Genomic DNA, 15305 nt, shown 5'->3' on the forward strand with positions numbered 1-15305 from the left:
GTCTACTTTTCCTCTTCTATTTTATTTAGAATGCTCTCTTTAATTTCGATCATATCTTGGTCTTCTGGCTCAATTTCTAAGTATGCATTAACTTCGTCCAATGCTTTCTCATCTTCGTCTTTTTGCACATAAATATACATTTTATTTAGGTGTATAGATGAAACTGGAATATTATCATTTTCAATCTTTTTGTATATCTCTAGCGCTTCATCAAGTTGTCCATCTTCTTGTAGTTCAACTGCTTCAACGAATTTAGGCGTCATATATGAGTAATATACTTTTTCTTCTAAGAACAAAATCGAGAATGAATATATGAAAAACACAACGATCAATAGAATGGCGCGCCACCAACTAACGCCTCCACGCTTTCTAATAACGGCTAATCTCTCTTCACGATCCGGATATTGTTCTTGTAATTTCGTTACCTTTTTCAGGGCAAAATCGAAATAGATTTTGTTGGATAGTAAGGTTAACACGATAAACGCCGGGCCAACACTAGACGTTGGAAGGGCTTGTTTTAGCGTGATGATGGCAACCACATCAATTACTGCGATAGCCCCAAGTATGGAATAGGCGTAACCATTCATTTTACGAAATGCGAACCAAAATAAGTTTATGAAAAATGTTGCCCAGTTCCATGAAAGTGGTGATTTCTTGTTTGATAACTTGCTCCACTTCTTTTCATAAACATGAGCCCTTTTCCCTGCGAATTCGAGAACTTCTTCACGAGTTTCTTCATCAAGATCGTTAAACTTCACGTCTTTCTCTTTCTTTTGAAACAATCCCATCATAACCCTCCGATACAAACTATTAACCTTTTCAAGAATACGCTAACGTTTGATATGACACAACCTCTCTCAGAAGGAAACCATTAAGTTGTATAGTAAAAAACTCACTCTATGCCGGTGAACAAACAAATTTACGCAAAAAAGCGGCAACCACCCAAATAGGTGATTACCGCTGTTCACTATTTTTTAAAATCGTACAACTCCCTTTTTAAATCATTAAGAAACCCATTATCAAACTCAATATAAAAAATTCCATCTACCCTATTTGATATCATTCCTTCCGCAACTGGAATGGTTTTCACATCATACTGATAAGAAGCATCTTTTACGCTTGAGAAATCAACTGATTGAATGTTCGAGGTCGCTTCCTTTGAAAGGTATTCAAGATTATCTTCGGTCAATCCATAGACGAACTTTTTCACGATTTCATCAATTATATCGCTTATTACTTCATTCCGTTCATCTGAGCCTAACAGCGTAATAATTTCATCAGGAGTAAACCGATTCATACTTTCCAATAATTTAAGTTCTCCTCCATCATGAGAAGGTATTGTAAATGCTTCTTCAACTCCATCAGCAGTAATAGCGTCACTTGGTTCTAGTAGTTTCTTAATATCGTTTCGGTCGATGGCTACATAGTAATCGACTTCAGTATCAAAAAGTTCGCCTATTGTCTTGCTTGCAGACTTTGCACCATCGCCATATGCGTAAGCATGGGTGAATTTATCTTCCATTAACTTCTCCCCGTTAGGCATTAGAATTGGGACTTTCAAGCTTCGTGGAATGGAGATAACATTTATTTTGCCTGTCTCCTTATCAAAAGTAGCCAATAAGTTAGCATCCGTTCGACCATTCGAGTTTCTTACCATCACGACGATTGAAGTAATGTCTTCATTAGTTCCAACCTTATCTGAGGAAAGAAAATCGTTTTGATTGGTCGTCAGTGACGGGAGGAAAACTATAAATAACAACGTTAGAACTACAGCAGACGCTAAAACTGGTAACAGGTGCTTCTTACTCCCTTTCCTCTTTTGATTTTGATTTCTAGCTTCATGATTAGAAATTTTTCTGAAGACCTTTCTTCGATCGTGCTCTGTAAACGCCACATCATTTTCTATTTCCTGGAGGGCTTCTCTCAACTGCTTATCATCCATACATCTCTGCCTCCTCCATCAATGTTTTCAATTTCTGCTTTCCTCTCCTCAACCTGGTTTTGACTGTGTTGGATGTAAGTGACGTAACTTCTGCAATTTCTTCAATCTTCAATGAATGATAGAAATACAGAAAAATAACTTCCTTATATTTTGTCGGGAGATTCAATACAATCTCTTTAATCTCTTCATTCGTTGATTGCTGAATGACACTATTTTCAACCGATGTCTCAGTGCCTCTTGCTGTTTCTTGAATGAAGCTGAAAACTTGTAGCTTCCGGTGACTCCAGCTCTTCAAGTAATCTTTACATTCATTGATGGTGATGCGATAAAGCCATGTCTTTAATGTAGCCTCTTCTCGAAACGTATGGATTTTTTCATAGTATTTGATAAACGAATTTTGCACGATGTCTTTTGCAGTGTATGTATCTTTCACGTATGTATAAGCTAATCTCGTAAGCTCTTCACCGTATTGAACCATAGCATTCTCTAGCATTAAGTCCTTTTGTGAGTCTTCCATTTTAACTCCTCTCTATCGATGAAGTATGTATCCGGGTATTTGACGAATCTCACGAAGAGATTGTTTCATTTTCATCATAAAAAAATGACTCCCTTACATTAGGAAGTCACCTCTGTTTCTTAACGTATCTTAGTAATAGAATACAAAGCACCGCGAGTCCTAATACAGGTAGTAAGCCGATTAGAACGATACTAGAAAGCCCCATTCCCACACCATCATCCCCTTTCAACTAACCCTCGTTTCTTGTAGATTTCAAGCGCTTCTATTAAAAATTCTCTATCATACCCAGAAACTTCATGAATTTTAGTAGCCCATTCCTCGACTCCATCGACTTTGGATTGAAGGTGTAATCCTTCAGTCGTGCTCACAACGCTCTCCCAATTGTAAAATTCCCAATGAGCGATCTCCTTTTTATAAGGGATTCTGCACTCTAGTAACGGTGCTTTATTCATCACGTTCTGCGAATGTTCAGCAGCTGACAGGAACTCCTCCATCACAACCGCTCGGGTGTCATATACCTGCTCTGACCATTTCTCATTTGGCCGATGGTAAATGACTTTCAAATAATGATGCTGAGGAAGTACCTGAACACGGGCAGCAGGAAAATAGCCATCTAGCAACTCATTTGAATAATCCTCACATTCTGAATCGATTAAAACCGGATTCAGCCATTGATCCCCAAGATCACAAAGATACCGCTTGCCGCTTTCATCCTTAACAACCACTGCTACATGAGCATCTTCTGTATGTAAGTCGTGACCGATTGGATATGCTTCAATTCCTTCTCTTTTGAACACATCAAGCAACCAAAGAGCAAGATCAAAGCAATTGCCTGTGATTCCAAATTGCTCATGGTGTTCTTTCATCAGCGGAACATGCCTTTGTTTATTACCTTCTGCTTTATTAAAATACCAAGCTTTCGTAAGCGTCTCCATCGGAAAATCATCAAACCTTCTCCATACGTCGATAATCGGTTTTGGAGCTATCATTCGTTTCCCCCCTTATTAGGTACACCCTACATTTACTTCAAGTCACCTTAGTCATCTACCTCTTTTTTCATCTCGTTCATACATTTCGGCTTCATCCAATAGGTCATCCGAAACCCCGTATCCATACTCATCACTATGGCGGTCAGGATGGCCTAAACGATAAGAATATCTATGTAAACGGATTTGACGTAAAACGAGTGCGACAAAGCAACCACTCAAACCGAAAATCAATCCTGGTTCATAGCTTACCAGCATCGATATCAACAAGAGGAGACTTGATGGTATGCCAATAATTGCTTGAGATCTTTTCATAGTATCATTCCTTACTCATTCAGTTTCCTACCACACTTTCGTAGACTCTTAACTGTATTCTACGAAACTCGTTCATTATCGTTTCATTTAAGGCTAACAATAGTAAAATGAAAGAATACTAGATATCGATTGGAGAAAATAGAAATGAACCTTACATATGAAGTTGTACCTGATGATCAGATCAGATTGAATGCTGCAGAGAAATATGCAATGAACTTATGACTTACCAAAAGGCCAAAGCAACTATTACTCCCGAGCTTTTCGATGACATGAACTTTGAAACACGGCTGCTTCCTTCCGTACGCAAAGCAACGCACAACAATACCGTAGTTGTAAAAGATGGAGATGACGTCATTGCTTACGTGTATTCGAATATTTCTCCTAAAGGTGCCTATTCTAATGAATTTGCTACTTTCTTCGATTTATCTACTGTTCATGGAGATGATGTAGGATGTTTATCTCAATTTTATATAAGCCATGGCTATCGACAGTATGGAATTGGCTCTAAGCTTTTCAACATGTCTATGGAGTGGTTGAAGACATTTAAAGTTGTTGAGGATTATTTTATCTTCGTCTCAAATGGGAATGACAACGCGCTAGAATTCTATCAACGAAAAGGCTTTATGATCAGCCATGATATATTGAATGGTTTTATAACTGTTCTACGAAACAAATAGGACTTTTATAAAAAAGAGAAGAAGACGCCGGATTTGAACCGGCGTCTTCTATTACAGTCCTCATTAATTTGGCTGATTATTGTACTCTCCACCTAGTGAAAATGGTGAGTAGACACCTTTGTAATCAATGATTGTTACCATTCCTCGATCAGCATGGTTATTATCATGACAGTGAAACAACCATTCACCTTTGTTGTCAGCTTTGAAGTAGATCGTGTATGCTTCTCCTGGCTTAACGTGTATTAAATCCTTAACGATTGGCGAATCATATTTCTTCCCATTTATTGAGGCTACCTGAAAACGATGGCCATGCAAATGCATCGGGTGGTTCATGTTTCCTGAATTTGTAATATTCACCTTAACGATGTCTCCCTCTTTCACATCGATAGGAGGGGTATTAGGGAAAACCTGGTCATTAATTTGGAAGGCTACTCCTTCTCCCATATCCATGCCCATATTCAGTTCCATATCGTAGGTTACATCGGGTTCAGGTTCTTCGTTAAAGATTACTTCTTCACTTCCAAATGACGTTCCTGTTGCAACATCAGAGCTAGTTGATGACGTCGATTGCTTGCTTTCTACAGGATTTTCACCTTCACTAGATACAACTGGTATCAAAGCACCATCTGCATTTTCTCCACCGGTTTCTCTGATTACCGTAGGTTCACCACTTTGTCTAGTGTATGCGACATCAATTCGTTCTCCTGGAGCAATCTCAAGTACATTCGATGTACCATCCGGATTCTTAACCTTTTCACCATCAATTTCGATCACTCTCATTGCATCCTTTGGAAAGGCCAATAAGTGTTGCTGGTAACCAGCGTTAACAAATCTCAATCTTGCTGTTTCGCCTTCTTTTATAATAAATGGTTCGACCGCATCTCCCGATTTACCATTCACTGTGAACGTATCATACATTTGTTCTGTATCAGCTTCTCCGTTCCCATTCATTGCACCCTTCATCATGCCACCCATATTGGTGATATCTCTCTTTTCTTGATAGACCGCCCATTCATCAAGGATGAAAGATTGCTCTTTTTTATATTCTTTTTCCTTCTCTTCAATAACAAGTGAGCCGTATAGCCCTTTATCTACTTGCTTAGAGCTATGTTGATGGGAATGATACCAGTACGTTCCCGCATCATTCGCAATGAATTCATATGTGAATGATTTTCCAGGCTGCACAGCATTCTGAGTAAGCCCTGGAACGCCATCCATTTTATTTGGAAGCAGCATTCCATGCCAATGGATAGTGACTGGCACATCTAATTCATTTTTTAAATTTATTTTTATGTAATCCCCTTCTGTAACACGCAGTGGTTCTCCTGGGACCGTGCCATTATACGTCCAAGCATTTACTTTCTTCCCCTCACTAATCTCCCATTCAGACTCTTCGGCAGTTAAATTAAATGTCTTTACAGGACGCTCTTTTGGTTCCTGCGCATTCACTTCAAGAATACTCAAATCACCCTGTTTCACACCTTCTGGTAAAGTTTTGTCACCACTACTATTAAAGGGAGAATTTAAGAAAACGACTCCCCCAATAAGTAATAGAATTACAATTGCGATTGAACCAATTACTTTTCGTTTCATTCAGATTCACCTCTTATTCAGTTATCTTTCTTGATCACAACAATAAAGAAAAGCGTAAAATATGGAGCTCACTCGTTACTGAATGAACTCCACCAAACTCATTCTACAAATTAACTATTCAGTTTCTTTTTTAACTGCTCGTACTCTTCTTCTGTAATTTCACCTTTTGCTAAGCGTTCCTTTAAGATTTCCGTCGAACCTTTACTTGATTTATGACTGTTCGGTTTCCTCATCCAGAAAACAACAATGATAATTGCTATGATGATAAGAATAAAGAGGAATCCGAAACCAAAGAACCCCCCTCCCATTCCTCCCATTCCGCCACCGTTCATCATGATTATTCACTCCTTTAATGTTTGTATTGCACAATTACTCTTCTTGTTTGTACTTCAAGAAAAAATGTTCTCCAACAAAAATAAAGACAATAAAAATAACCGATACGGCTACAATCACCCAGTCTGTTGTTGCTTTAACCCACATGAAAGCGAGCAATACAATGGCATCTAGTGTCAGGGCAGTCAATACGATCCCTGATTTCGCATTTACCTTTTCACGGAGGTGCTTAAAGACTCCCCAGTGCACAATCATATCCATCACGAGGTAAAGAATGGCTCCGACTGAAGCAATTCTACTAAGATCAAATACAACTGCTAACACCATTGCAAGTACGACGGTGTAGACAAGGGTATGTTTTTGAATACGCCCTGGCATTCCGAAATGCTTATGTGGAATAAGCTTCATGTCTGTTAACATCGCAAGCATTCGAGAAACTGCAAAAACGCTTGCGATAATACCAGAAATCGTTGCAATAATGGCGATCGCTACAGTAAACCAAACACCATACTCCCCGAATGCTGGTCTTGCTGCTTCTGCTAAGGAATAATCTTTCGCTTTAATAATTTCACTTAACGGAAGGTTACTCGATACCGCCCATGCAATGAGAAGATACACTAGTAAACTGATTAAAATGGAAGCGATGATCGCTCGTCCCACGTTTTTCTTTGGCTTTACGATTTCAGACCCACTATTAGTAATGGTTGTAAATCCCTTAAAAGATAGAATCGTTAATGCAACGGCAGCGATGTTGCTAGCGATTGTAGACTCAGGTGTGCTAGCTCCACCCTCCGCTGGAGTAATGGAAAATCCTGCGACCCACAGGCCTCCCATAGCAAAGATAACTAAACCAATTATCTTAAGTAGAGAAACGATCGAGGTAAATGTTTGAATAAAGCTATTCCCTGAAATGTTCACAAGGAAAGCGAAAAGCAATAAACCGACACCTAACAATGGAACAAGATAACTTGATTGTTCAACGTTAAAAATTTGCAGCGTATACGTACCAAATGTACGTGCCACAAGGCTTTGATTGATAACCATAGAAACAGCCATCAGCATAGCAGCTGATGCAGTTAACGTTCCTTTTCCGTAGGCTTTAACGAGAAACATTCCGATTCCACCTGCAGAAGGGTACTCGTTACTCATCTTTACATAAGAATAAGCGCTGAACCCTGTCACAATTCCTCCTGCGATAAAGATTAGTGGAAACCACATACCAGCAAGTTCAGCAACTTGACCAAGTAACGCAAATATACCAGCACTGATCATCACACCAGTACCTAAGCCAATTGCTCCAATTAAGGAAAGACTATTTTCTTTGTAATCACTCATATCAACTCACCTCTGCAACTTATTAATAAGACTATCCCCGTACTTTTTGCAGATTTCATGCATTTTCGTAAAAAGAGAAAAAAACAATTTATTCCAAGCGCAATTGTTACTAAAAACCGCTACCTTTTTTAAAAAGAAAGGGTAGCGGTTTGAGTATTTTGTTAAATATTATCCTAAAAGCTCTATCCAAATTTTAATAGCTGTACCTAGTATCAATAGCGCTAAAATAATTTGGAGAATCTTCGTATTTACTTTCTTTCCAAAGTTCGCGCCAAGAGGTGATGCGATTAAGCTAGCGACGATCATCACAACTGCAGGGATGAACAATACCTGTCCAGTAAATACCTTACCTGCTGTCGAACCTATGGAAGAAATAAATGTAATCGCAAGGGATGACGCAATCGTCATACGTGTTGGGATTTTCAATACTAACAGCATGATTGGTACAAGGATAAATGCACCTGCTGCACCAACGATTCCTGCTCCAATTCCTACTAGGAAAGCAAAGGAAGCTGCTAACCATTTGTTAAAGGTTACTTGATCCATCGGTACATCATCAATATTTTTTTTCGGAATAAACATCATGATTGCAGCTATTGTCGCAAGTATCCCGTATACGAGATTCACGCCACCATCAGTCATAAATTTGGAGCCAAATCCACCGATAAAGCTACCGATCAAAATGCTAATACCCATATAGAGTATTAGTTTTTTGTTTAAATAACCGCCTTTTCGATATGCCCATACACCACCGATCGTAGCGAATAGGACTTGCACTGCACTAATACCTGCCACTTCATGGGCAGTGAAAGCTGAAAGCCCTAAAAGTGCTGGGATATAAAGAAGCATTGGGTATTTGATAATCGATCCACCAATTCCGACCATACCTGATACGAAGGAACCAACGAACCCGATGAGAAAGATGACGGCTAAGAAATAAATACTATAATCCATTTCCATGTTTTCACCTTCTTGTCATTTAAATAAGGACCCCGTGGGCCCTTATTTTTTATTTATGCTTTTTTTATCCAGAATTTTAGTACCCCATCTTCTTCTGTATCTTGAAGAAGTTCGTGACCACCAGATTTTACCCAAGCTGCGATGTCACTTTTTGCACCTTTATCAGTTGCGTGTACTTCAAGTACTTCGCCTGAGTTCAAATCTTGAATAGATTTCTTCGTCTTCACGATTGGCATAGGGCATGCCAGACCTTTTGCGTCTAATACTTTAGTTGATTCCATGATAGAATCCTCCTTAATTTTAGAATGATAGCGTAATGTTAGCATCCTTCGCATAATCGATATAAGTGGCTGCACCGCCTACTTCGATCCCATCCACGAAGTCTTCCTTTTCAAGATTCATAACGTCCATTGTCATCTGACAAGCGATTAATTTAATACCTAAATCCTGCGCCACCTCGATCAATTCTTCAACAGATGGTACGTTTGTTTTTTCAAAACCTTCCTGGAAGTGCTCTTTCCCTTCAGGAATCGGTAGGTTCTTGTGACCTTCTTTATGAATTAAATTGAGACCTTCAAATGTAAAGAAGATACCCACTTCTGCATCAGAAGCAGCTGCAGCTGTCGCTACGTTCAATACTTTATACGCATCAAAAAGACTTCCGTTTGCTGCGATAATTGCTACCTTTGTATCTGCCATTAATAATTCCTCCGCTTACTAAAGAGTTTGTTTGTGTTTGTCTTTGTTAAGGCCTTCATTTATAGGGAGTCATATTGCAACTGACTCCCATCACTTAACATTTATTTCTCTACATCATCTTTCCATTCAAGCATGCCGCCTGTCATATTACGTACGTTGTAGCCTTTTTCATCTAACAATTGATAAGCTTTTCCACTTCGCCCACCTGAACGGCATACCATGATGTGTTCTCTTGATTGATCGATTTCATCTAATCTCTCTGGCAATTCTCCTAAAGGAATATGCGTTGCACCTGAAATCTTACCCTCTGCTACCTCTTCGTCCTCACGCACATCAATAATACTTACATCTTCATTATTCTTTACTTTCTTTGCTACTTCTTCTGGTTTAATTTCCTTCATGTTCATTACCTCCTTGAGTATTACTTATTCCCCTAATTGCTCCATTCCATAAGTACCCGCGTGGGTATAAGGGCGAATAAAAAAATGTGATTTGTTTTGTTAACTACAGTGTTATGGTATACCCCACAGGGTATTTTGTCAAACGGATTGAAGAAGGAAAAAAACGACCATCCTAATACAATCCTTTTTAAATCATTTTCATAAGTACTATTACCAGTTAACGTGAAAAGTTAAACATTTAATTTAAAACTATAATAATAAATTTATTGCGCTGAGCCACCCCAGCGCTGGTAAACTGCCTTCAAAATCATAAGACAAATTTCTTACTCTATTTGGAAGGTTTCCCTTTTATCAGCTCATCTAGATAATTAAAGACAAAAAACGGGACTACTTAAGATAGAGTCCCGTTTTTGCATAAAATTTTTATAAAACGCCAAACTGCTCATCCTTTTTCATCTGTGATCAGCATATGCCCCGGGGCATGCGTGATCATGATCTCAGGCTTTGCGTTCAATCCAACAAACTGCGGCGTGACACCACAAGCCCAGAAAACAGGAATACGCTCTTCTGAATCAAACGGCGTGTACTCTCCGTAGTCGGGTTGCTCTAGATCATGTATACCGATTTCTGAAGGATCACCAATATGAACAGGAGCGCCGTGTGCGTTAGGAAAATCTGCCGTAATCCGGACGGCCTCGTCGAGCTCTTCTTTCTTGATCGCTCTCATACTTACGACCATTTCTCCTGAAAAACGGCCTGCATCATCACATGCGATCGATGTTTGATACATGGGGACAACTCTGTTCATTTCTTGATGCAGAAGACTGATGCCGGCGTCTGCGAGCGCCTTCTCAAAGGTGAAGCTACACCCGAGTAAAAAGGTTACGAAATCATCACGCCAGTAGCCTTTCAAATCGTGCGTCTCTTCTTTTAAGATACCATGCTGATAAATCCGATATTTAGGGAGGTCTGTTCGAATATCTGCATCTGCCACATTCGGTTTTACCTCACCCGCTTCAATGACATCTACTAATGGACATGGTTTTGGATTCCGTTCACAAAACAAAAGGAAATCCGCTGCGTACTCTTTTGGAAGTGTAATCATGTTTGCCTGCAGATACCCATCACACATGCCTGAAGTCGTTCCCTTGTCGGTTTGATCTCTGAATCGTAGACGCTGCTCGCTAGGTTGCAACATCACACTCGCCTCCTTTTAAAGCTCATAAATCTCAAGAAACTTTGTATTAAAGTCACCTTCCGCAAACTTTTCGTGCTTTACAAGCTTTTGATGAAATGGAATCGTTGTCTTGATTCCTTTGATCTTGAACTCACTTAGTGCACGCTTCATCCGTTGCATCGCTTCTTCACGTGTCGCACCATAAGTGATGAGTTTGGCTACCATCGAATCATAAAAAGGTGGTATCACATAGCCAGGATACATAGCTGAGTCAACTCGGACTCCAAAACCTCCCGGTGGCAAATAGGTCTCCACTTTTCCTGCAGAAGGCATGAAGTTTTGATCAGGGTCTTCCGCATTGATCCGACACTCCATCGACCAGCCTTTAAGCGCAATGTCATCCTGCGTAATGGGTAACTCCTCACCGTTCGCAACCTTGATCATTTCTTTGATCAAATCCACTCCCGTCACCATTTCCGTTACAGGATGCTCAACCTGAATACGTGTATTCATTTCCATAAAGTAATAATGACCGTCTTCATCATAGATGAATTCAACGGTACCTGCACCTGAATAGTTCACTGCCTTTGCAGCGCGAACTGCCGCTTCACCCATTTCATTTCGAATGGATTCGTCAAGCGCTGGTGAAGGTGTCTCTTCCACTAGCTTCTGCATACGCCTTTGGATTGAACAATCACGCTCACCTAGATGAACGACATTCCCGTAGTTATCTGCAAGAACTTGAATTTCAATATGACGGAAGTTTTCTATGAACTTTTCTATGTAGACACCTGGATTTCCAAACGCCTTTGCTGCTTCCTGTTGGGTAACATTGATGGCTTTGATTAATTCCTGTTCTTCTTTTACTACACGAATTCCCTTACCGCCACCACCAGCTGTTGCTTTTATAATGACCGGATAGCCCATCTCAGCTGCAAGTTCAACGGCATGCTGGTTGTATTCGATAATGCCATTTGAGCCTGGTACGACAGGAACACCGGCTTCTTTCATCGTTTCTCGCGCTACATCTTTCGTTCCCATCCTGTTAATAGCTGTACTACTAGGTCCGATAAACGTGATGTTACAGTCCTCACAGATTTCAGCGAACTCCGCATTCTCTGATAGAAATCCGTAACCAGGATGAATAGCGTCCACACCACCATTGACTGCAGCTGTCATGATGTTGGTCATATTCAAATAGCTATCTTTCGAATACGTTGGTCCTATACAATAGCTTTCATCTGCTAATTCCACATGAAGAGCGTCACGATCAGCTTCTGAATAAACCGCAACTGCTTTTAGGTCAAGTTCGTGACATGCTCTGATAATGCGAACGGCAATTTCTCCACGATTTGCGACTAACACTTTTTTAATCCCCATATGACCCTCTCCTATTCTGGTTTCACTTTGAATAGTGGTTGTCCGAATTCCACTAGATCACCATTGTTAGCAAGAAGCTCAACGATTTCTCCATTAACATCAGCATGCACATCGTTGAACATCTTCATCGCTTCTAACACGCACACAACTGTATCTTCTTCCACTGCATCTCCTACTTGTACAAATACCTCTTCTTCTGGAGAAGGAGACGTATAGAACATTCCGACCATAGGAGCCTTCACCGTTTGCACGTCGCTATCTGACTTACTTGGTGTTGGTTGTTCTTCTTTCTCTTTCTGAGATTCTGAAGAACCTTCTGATTTACTCGTCTGTACTTCACGCTCTCCGACCTTATCGTTCACCGCGTTGTCCTGTGTTCCATTAGGATTTTGATTCTTCACTTTCACAACGAGACCATCTTGCTCATAGTGCACTTCATCGACTGTTGTCCCGTCCATGTTCTTGATGATATCGATAATTTCTTTTGACTGTAACATCTAGCATTCTCCTTTTCGATCGATGCGCTATCCTGACACCTTTTCTAATGTTCGAATAAACCTGTCGTTACGTTCATAGATTTCTTGAGCTTCCTCAACCGACACTTCCTGAAAACGAATCTTACACCCTGGCATCGCCTGAGCGAGGGACGAAATATCGTTCGAAATAACGGTCGCAATTCTCGTATATCCTCCTGTCGTCTGACGGTCAGACATGAGTATGATCGGTTCGCCGTTCGCAGGTACTTGAATACCGCCTAGAGGAATCGCCTCTGAGATGATGTCAGCAGACGTTTCATGCTCGAGTGTCGGCCCCGTCACACGGTAACCCATTCTGTCTGACTTCGGAGTGACCTCATACGTTGAGGACAGAAAGGTTTCGACTGCCTCGTCCGTAAACGCATGAAGATGTGGTCCCATCACGACTCGAATCGTTATTTCTTTTTCATAAGTTGGAACTTCATCGTAATGCAGTGCACGCCCTCTTTTTCCCTTGGCGTTTCTAGCACTTTTAAGAACGTCTCCTCTCTCAAGCGCTCGTCCTTCAAATCCACCGATACCTGCTTTTAGGTAAGTAGATTTACTTCCCATCACGATCGGAATATCAAATCCACCTGCAACGCTAATATACGACCGCGCACCTTCTACAGGCTGTCCAAACTCAAGTCTGTCTCCTGCATTCACTTCAAAGCTCTTCCACATCGGTACATTCTTACCGTTTACGGTTGGTGAAAGGTTTCCACCGCAAATAGCGATTATGGCGTCTCCAAGCACTTCTAGTTTCGGTCCCATAACCGTCACTTCTAGGACAGCTTCATCACCCTTGTTTCCAACGAGAAAATTAGAGATATTCATCGAAAATGAATCCATCGCGCCAGCTACTACGATACCGTACTGCTGGTAACCTACACGACCATGATCTTGAATTGTCGTTAAAAGGCCTGGCTTTTTCACTTTAAACAAGTCATTAGACATCAACACTCACTCCAACGGGTTGTATCGTAATCCCTTCGCTTTCTAATCGTTCTCTCAACTTCTGGACAAAACGAAGCGCTTCTGGCTCATCACCATGTACACAGATCGTATCTGCCTCAATCGAAATGTCTTCGCCGTTAACAGCCTCTACTTTTTGTTCCTTCACCATGCGAATCACACGCTTAACAGCTAGATCTGCATCGTGAATCATAGCGTTCGGTTCTGATCGTGGTGTTAACGAGCCATCAGGCTGATATGTGCGATCAGCGAACACCTCTTGTGCAACCGTCAATCCAGCTTCTTTTCCTGCGCTAGCAAGCTCGCTGCCTGCTAATCCAAATAGAACGAGCTCTGGGTTCACAGACTTGACAGCGTTTGCAATCGCTTTGGCGATGGAAGTGTCTTTGCCCGCTTTATTATAGAGGGCACCGTGTGGTTTTACGTGCTGAACACGTGCACCATGTACATTCGCTATACCTTGAATGGCACCTACCTGGTAAGCGACAAGGTTGAACACCTCATCAGGAGACATGTTCATGTCGCGACGACCAAAACCACCAAGGTCAGGGAAGCCAGGGTGTGCGCCGATTCCTACCTCAAGGATATGAGCTAATTCAACGGTTCTCATCATAACGTTATGATCCCCAGCGTGATACCCACATGCGATGTTCGCTGAAGAGATAAACTTCAATACATTTTCATCGTTTCCAATGGTATAAGCACCAAAGCTTTCTCCGATATCACTATTTAAATCAACCGACTTCATGACGTAATCCCACCTTTTTCTCCTCTGTTTCTACCACATATTCTCCACACTTTACTGCGTCTTCAATTTTCTCGTATTCCTCTTTACTAACAGAAACAAATCGCAAATAATGACCAGATTCTAGTAAAATCGGATAATCACTATCAGGATCATATAGTTTTACAGGGGTTCGTCCAATGATCTGCCAACCTCCTGGTGATTCAAGCGGATAAACACCTGTCTGCGCTCCAGCAATTCCAACGGAACCTGGCGCAATTTCAGCACGAGGGTTTTCTCTTCTTGGCGTTGCGATTTCTTCTGGCATGCCTCCTAAATATGGAAAGCCCGGTACAAACCCCATCATGTAAATGAGATAGTCCTTTTCAGAATGAGTAGCGATCACCTCTTCCTTTGTCAATCCATTATGCTCTGCGACAAAAGGTAGATCTGACCCAGCATCATCTCCGTAATAGGTTGGGATGATATAAACAAGAGAAGCAGACGCTGCTTCTCTTCCTTGTTGTTTTTCGTTAACCTCTTCAAGCTTCTTTCGTAATGATACGAAGGATAGTTTTCTAGGAAGATAATATATTGTTAATGTCGTGTAAGCTGGTACCCATTCGACAACACCATCGATCGGATGATCGTTTAGATAATCCGCAAACATTCTTATCTTCTGATTCGTTTCTTCTGTAATTTCAGTTCCGAATACAAGCTGAATTCCTGTATCTCCTAAAGCATGATAGTCAAGTTTCACGCATGTTCCTCCTAAC

The 15305-nt window shown here is 40.8% G+C and carries 19 protein-coding genes; 1 reads left to right on the top strand and 18 read right to left on the bottom strand.

All coding sequences use genetic code 11. The features are described 5' to 3' along the window. Nucleotides 1-2: 2 nt before the first annotated feature. The 5 genes from LCM09_RS14545 to LCM09_RS14565 all read right to left on the bottom strand — a co-directional run bounded on the left by LCM09_RS14545 (nucleotide 3) and on the right by LCM09_RS14565 (nucleotide 3760). The gene (locus LCM09_RS14545) at nucleotides 3-791 is read right to left on the bottom strand and encodes a tetratricopeptide repeat protein (RefSeq protein ID WP_224883296.1); all 789 of its coding nucleotides are present in this window, start codon (nucleotides 789-791) and stop codon (nucleotides 3-5) included. Nucleotides 792-967: 176 nt separating this feature from the next. Then, the gene (locus LCM09_RS14550) at nucleotides 968-1942 is read right to left on the bottom strand and encodes an LCP family protein (protein WP_224883298.1); all 975 of its coding nucleotides are present in this window, start codon (nucleotides 1940-1942) and stop codon (nucleotides 968-970) included. Further along, nucleotides 1935-2459 carry a sigma-70 family RNA polymerase sigma factor gene (locus LCM09_RS14555; protein ID WP_224883300.1) on the bottom strand — a complete coding sequence of 175 codons (525 nt, stop codon included), beginning with the start codon at nucleotides 2457-2459 and terminating at the stop codon, nucleotides 1935-1937. Before LCM09_RS14555 ends, LCM09_RS14550 begins: the two co-directional genes overlap by 8 nt. Before the next feature lie 215 nt (nucleotides 2460-2674). Continuing rightward, nucleotides 2675-3448 (bottom strand): hypothetical protein, encoded by a 774-nt coding sequence (locus tag LCM09_RS14560; protein WP_224883302.1) that lies wholly within the window; start codon nucleotides 3446-3448, stop codon nucleotides 2675-2677. A gap of 51 nt (nucleotides 3449-3499) precedes the next feature. Next, nucleotides 3500-3760: a hypothetical protein gene (locus LCM09_RS14565; RefSeq protein WP_224883304.1), complete on the bottom strand. Its 261-nt coding sequence runs from the start codon at nucleotides 3758-3760 to the stop codon at nucleotides 3500-3502. A gap of 218 nt (nucleotides 3761-3978) precedes the next feature. Here LCM09_RS14565 and LCM09_RS14570 point away from each other — a divergent pair, with 218 nt between their 5' ends. After that, nucleotides 3979-4437 (top strand): GNAT family N-acetyltransferase, encoded by a 459-nt coding sequence (locus LCM09_RS14570; protein ID WP_224883305.1) that lies wholly within the window; start codon nucleotides 3979-3981, stop codon nucleotides 4435-4437. Between the two features lie 63 nt (nucleotides 4438-4500). Here the strand turns inward: LCM09_RS14570 and LCM09_RS14575 are convergent, their stop codons facing one another. From LCM09_RS14575 to pxpB, 13 genes are all read right to left on the bottom strand, one after another. Then, on the bottom strand, nucleotides 4501-6030 hold the full coding sequence (locus LCM09_RS14575) for a multicopper oxidase family protein (RefSeq protein WP_224883307.1): 1530 nt from the start codon (nucleotides 6028-6030) through the stop codon (nucleotides 4501-4503). A 110-nt stretch (nucleotides 6031-6140) separates the two neighbouring features. Continuing rightward, nucleotides 6141-6365: an SHOCT domain-containing protein gene (locus tag LCM09_RS14580; protein WP_224883309.1), complete on the bottom strand. Its 225-nt coding sequence runs from the start codon at nucleotides 6363-6365 to the stop codon at nucleotides 6141-6143. Nucleotides 6366-6399: 34 nt separating this feature from the next. Next, nucleotides 6400-7698, bottom strand: coding sequence for an APC family permease (locus LCM09_RS14585; protein WP_224883311.1), 1299 nt, complete (start codon nucleotides 7696-7698; stop codon nucleotides 6400-6402). Nucleotides 7699-7866: 168 nt separating this feature from the next. Then, entirely contained in the window at nucleotides 7867-8652 is a 786-nt protein-coding gene (locus tag LCM09_RS14590; protein WP_224883893.1) for a sulfite exporter TauE/SafE family protein, read from the bottom strand. Nucleotides 8653-8711: 59 nt separating this feature from the next. Beyond that, nucleotides 8712-8939 carry a sulfurtransferase TusA family protein gene (locus tag LCM09_RS14595; RefSeq protein ID WP_224883312.1) on the bottom strand — a complete coding sequence of 76 codons (228 nt, stop codon included), beginning with the start codon at nucleotides 8937-8939 and terminating at the stop codon, nucleotides 8712-8714. Nucleotides 8940-8958: 19 nt separating this feature from the next. Then, on the bottom strand, nucleotides 8959-9357 hold the full coding sequence (locus LCM09_RS14600) for a DsrE/DsrF/DrsH-like family protein (protein WP_224883314.1): 399 nt from the start codon (nucleotides 9355-9357) through the stop codon (nucleotides 8959-8961). A 101-nt stretch (nucleotides 9358-9458) separates the two neighbouring features. Further along, on the bottom strand, nucleotides 9459-9758 hold the full coding sequence (locus tag LCM09_RS14605) for a rhodanese-like domain-containing protein (protein ID WP_224883324.1): 300 nt from the start codon (nucleotides 9756-9758) through the stop codon (nucleotides 9459-9461). A gap of 442 nt (nucleotides 9759-10200) precedes the next feature. Then, nucleotides 10201-10956 (bottom strand): putative hydro-lyase, encoded by a 756-nt coding sequence (locus LCM09_RS14610; protein ID WP_224883326.1) that lies wholly within the window; start codon nucleotides 10954-10956, stop codon nucleotides 10201-10203. A 15-nt stretch (nucleotides 10957-10971) separates the two neighbouring features. Then, nucleotides 10972-12315, bottom strand: coding sequence for an acetyl-CoA carboxylase biotin carboxylase subunit (gene accC / locus LCM09_RS14615; protein ID WP_224883328.1), 1344 nt, complete (start codon nucleotides 12313-12315; stop codon nucleotides 10972-10974). 11 nt (nucleotides 12316-12326) lie between these two features. Continuing rightward, a complete protein-coding gene (accB, locus tag LCM09_RS14620) occupies nucleotides 12327-12812 on the bottom strand; it encodes an acetyl-CoA carboxylase biotin carboxyl carrier protein (RefSeq protein WP_224883330.1) in 486 nt (161 codons plus the stop codon). Nucleotides 12813-12839: 27 nt separating this feature from the next. Next, on the bottom strand, nucleotides 12840-13787 hold the full coding sequence (locus tag LCM09_RS14625; RefSeq protein ID WP_224883332.1) for a 5-oxoprolinase subunit C family protein: 948 nt from the start codon (nucleotides 13785-13787) through the stop codon (nucleotides 12840-12842). Continuing rightward, a complete protein-coding gene (locus tag LCM09_RS14630; protein ID WP_224883334.1) occupies nucleotides 13780-14553 on the bottom strand; it encodes a LamB/YcsF family protein in 774 nt (257 codons plus the stop codon). The genes LCM09_RS14625 and LCM09_RS14630 overlap by 8 nt, the downstream gene beginning before the upstream one ends. After that, on the bottom strand, nucleotides 14540-15289 hold the full coding sequence (gene pxpB, locus LCM09_RS14635) for a 5-oxoprolinase subunit PxpB (RefSeq protein ID WP_224883344.1): 750 nt from the start codon (nucleotides 15287-15289) through the stop codon (nucleotides 14540-14542). Before pxpB ends, LCM09_RS14630 begins: the two co-directional genes overlap by 14 nt. Between the last annotated feature and the right edge of the window lie 16 nt (nucleotides 15290-15305).

This window comes from Guptibacillus algicola, from assembly GCF_020171805.1.
Classification (GTDB): Bacteria; Bacillota; Bacilli; order Bacillales; family Guptibacillaceae; genus Guptibacillus; species Guptibacillus algicola.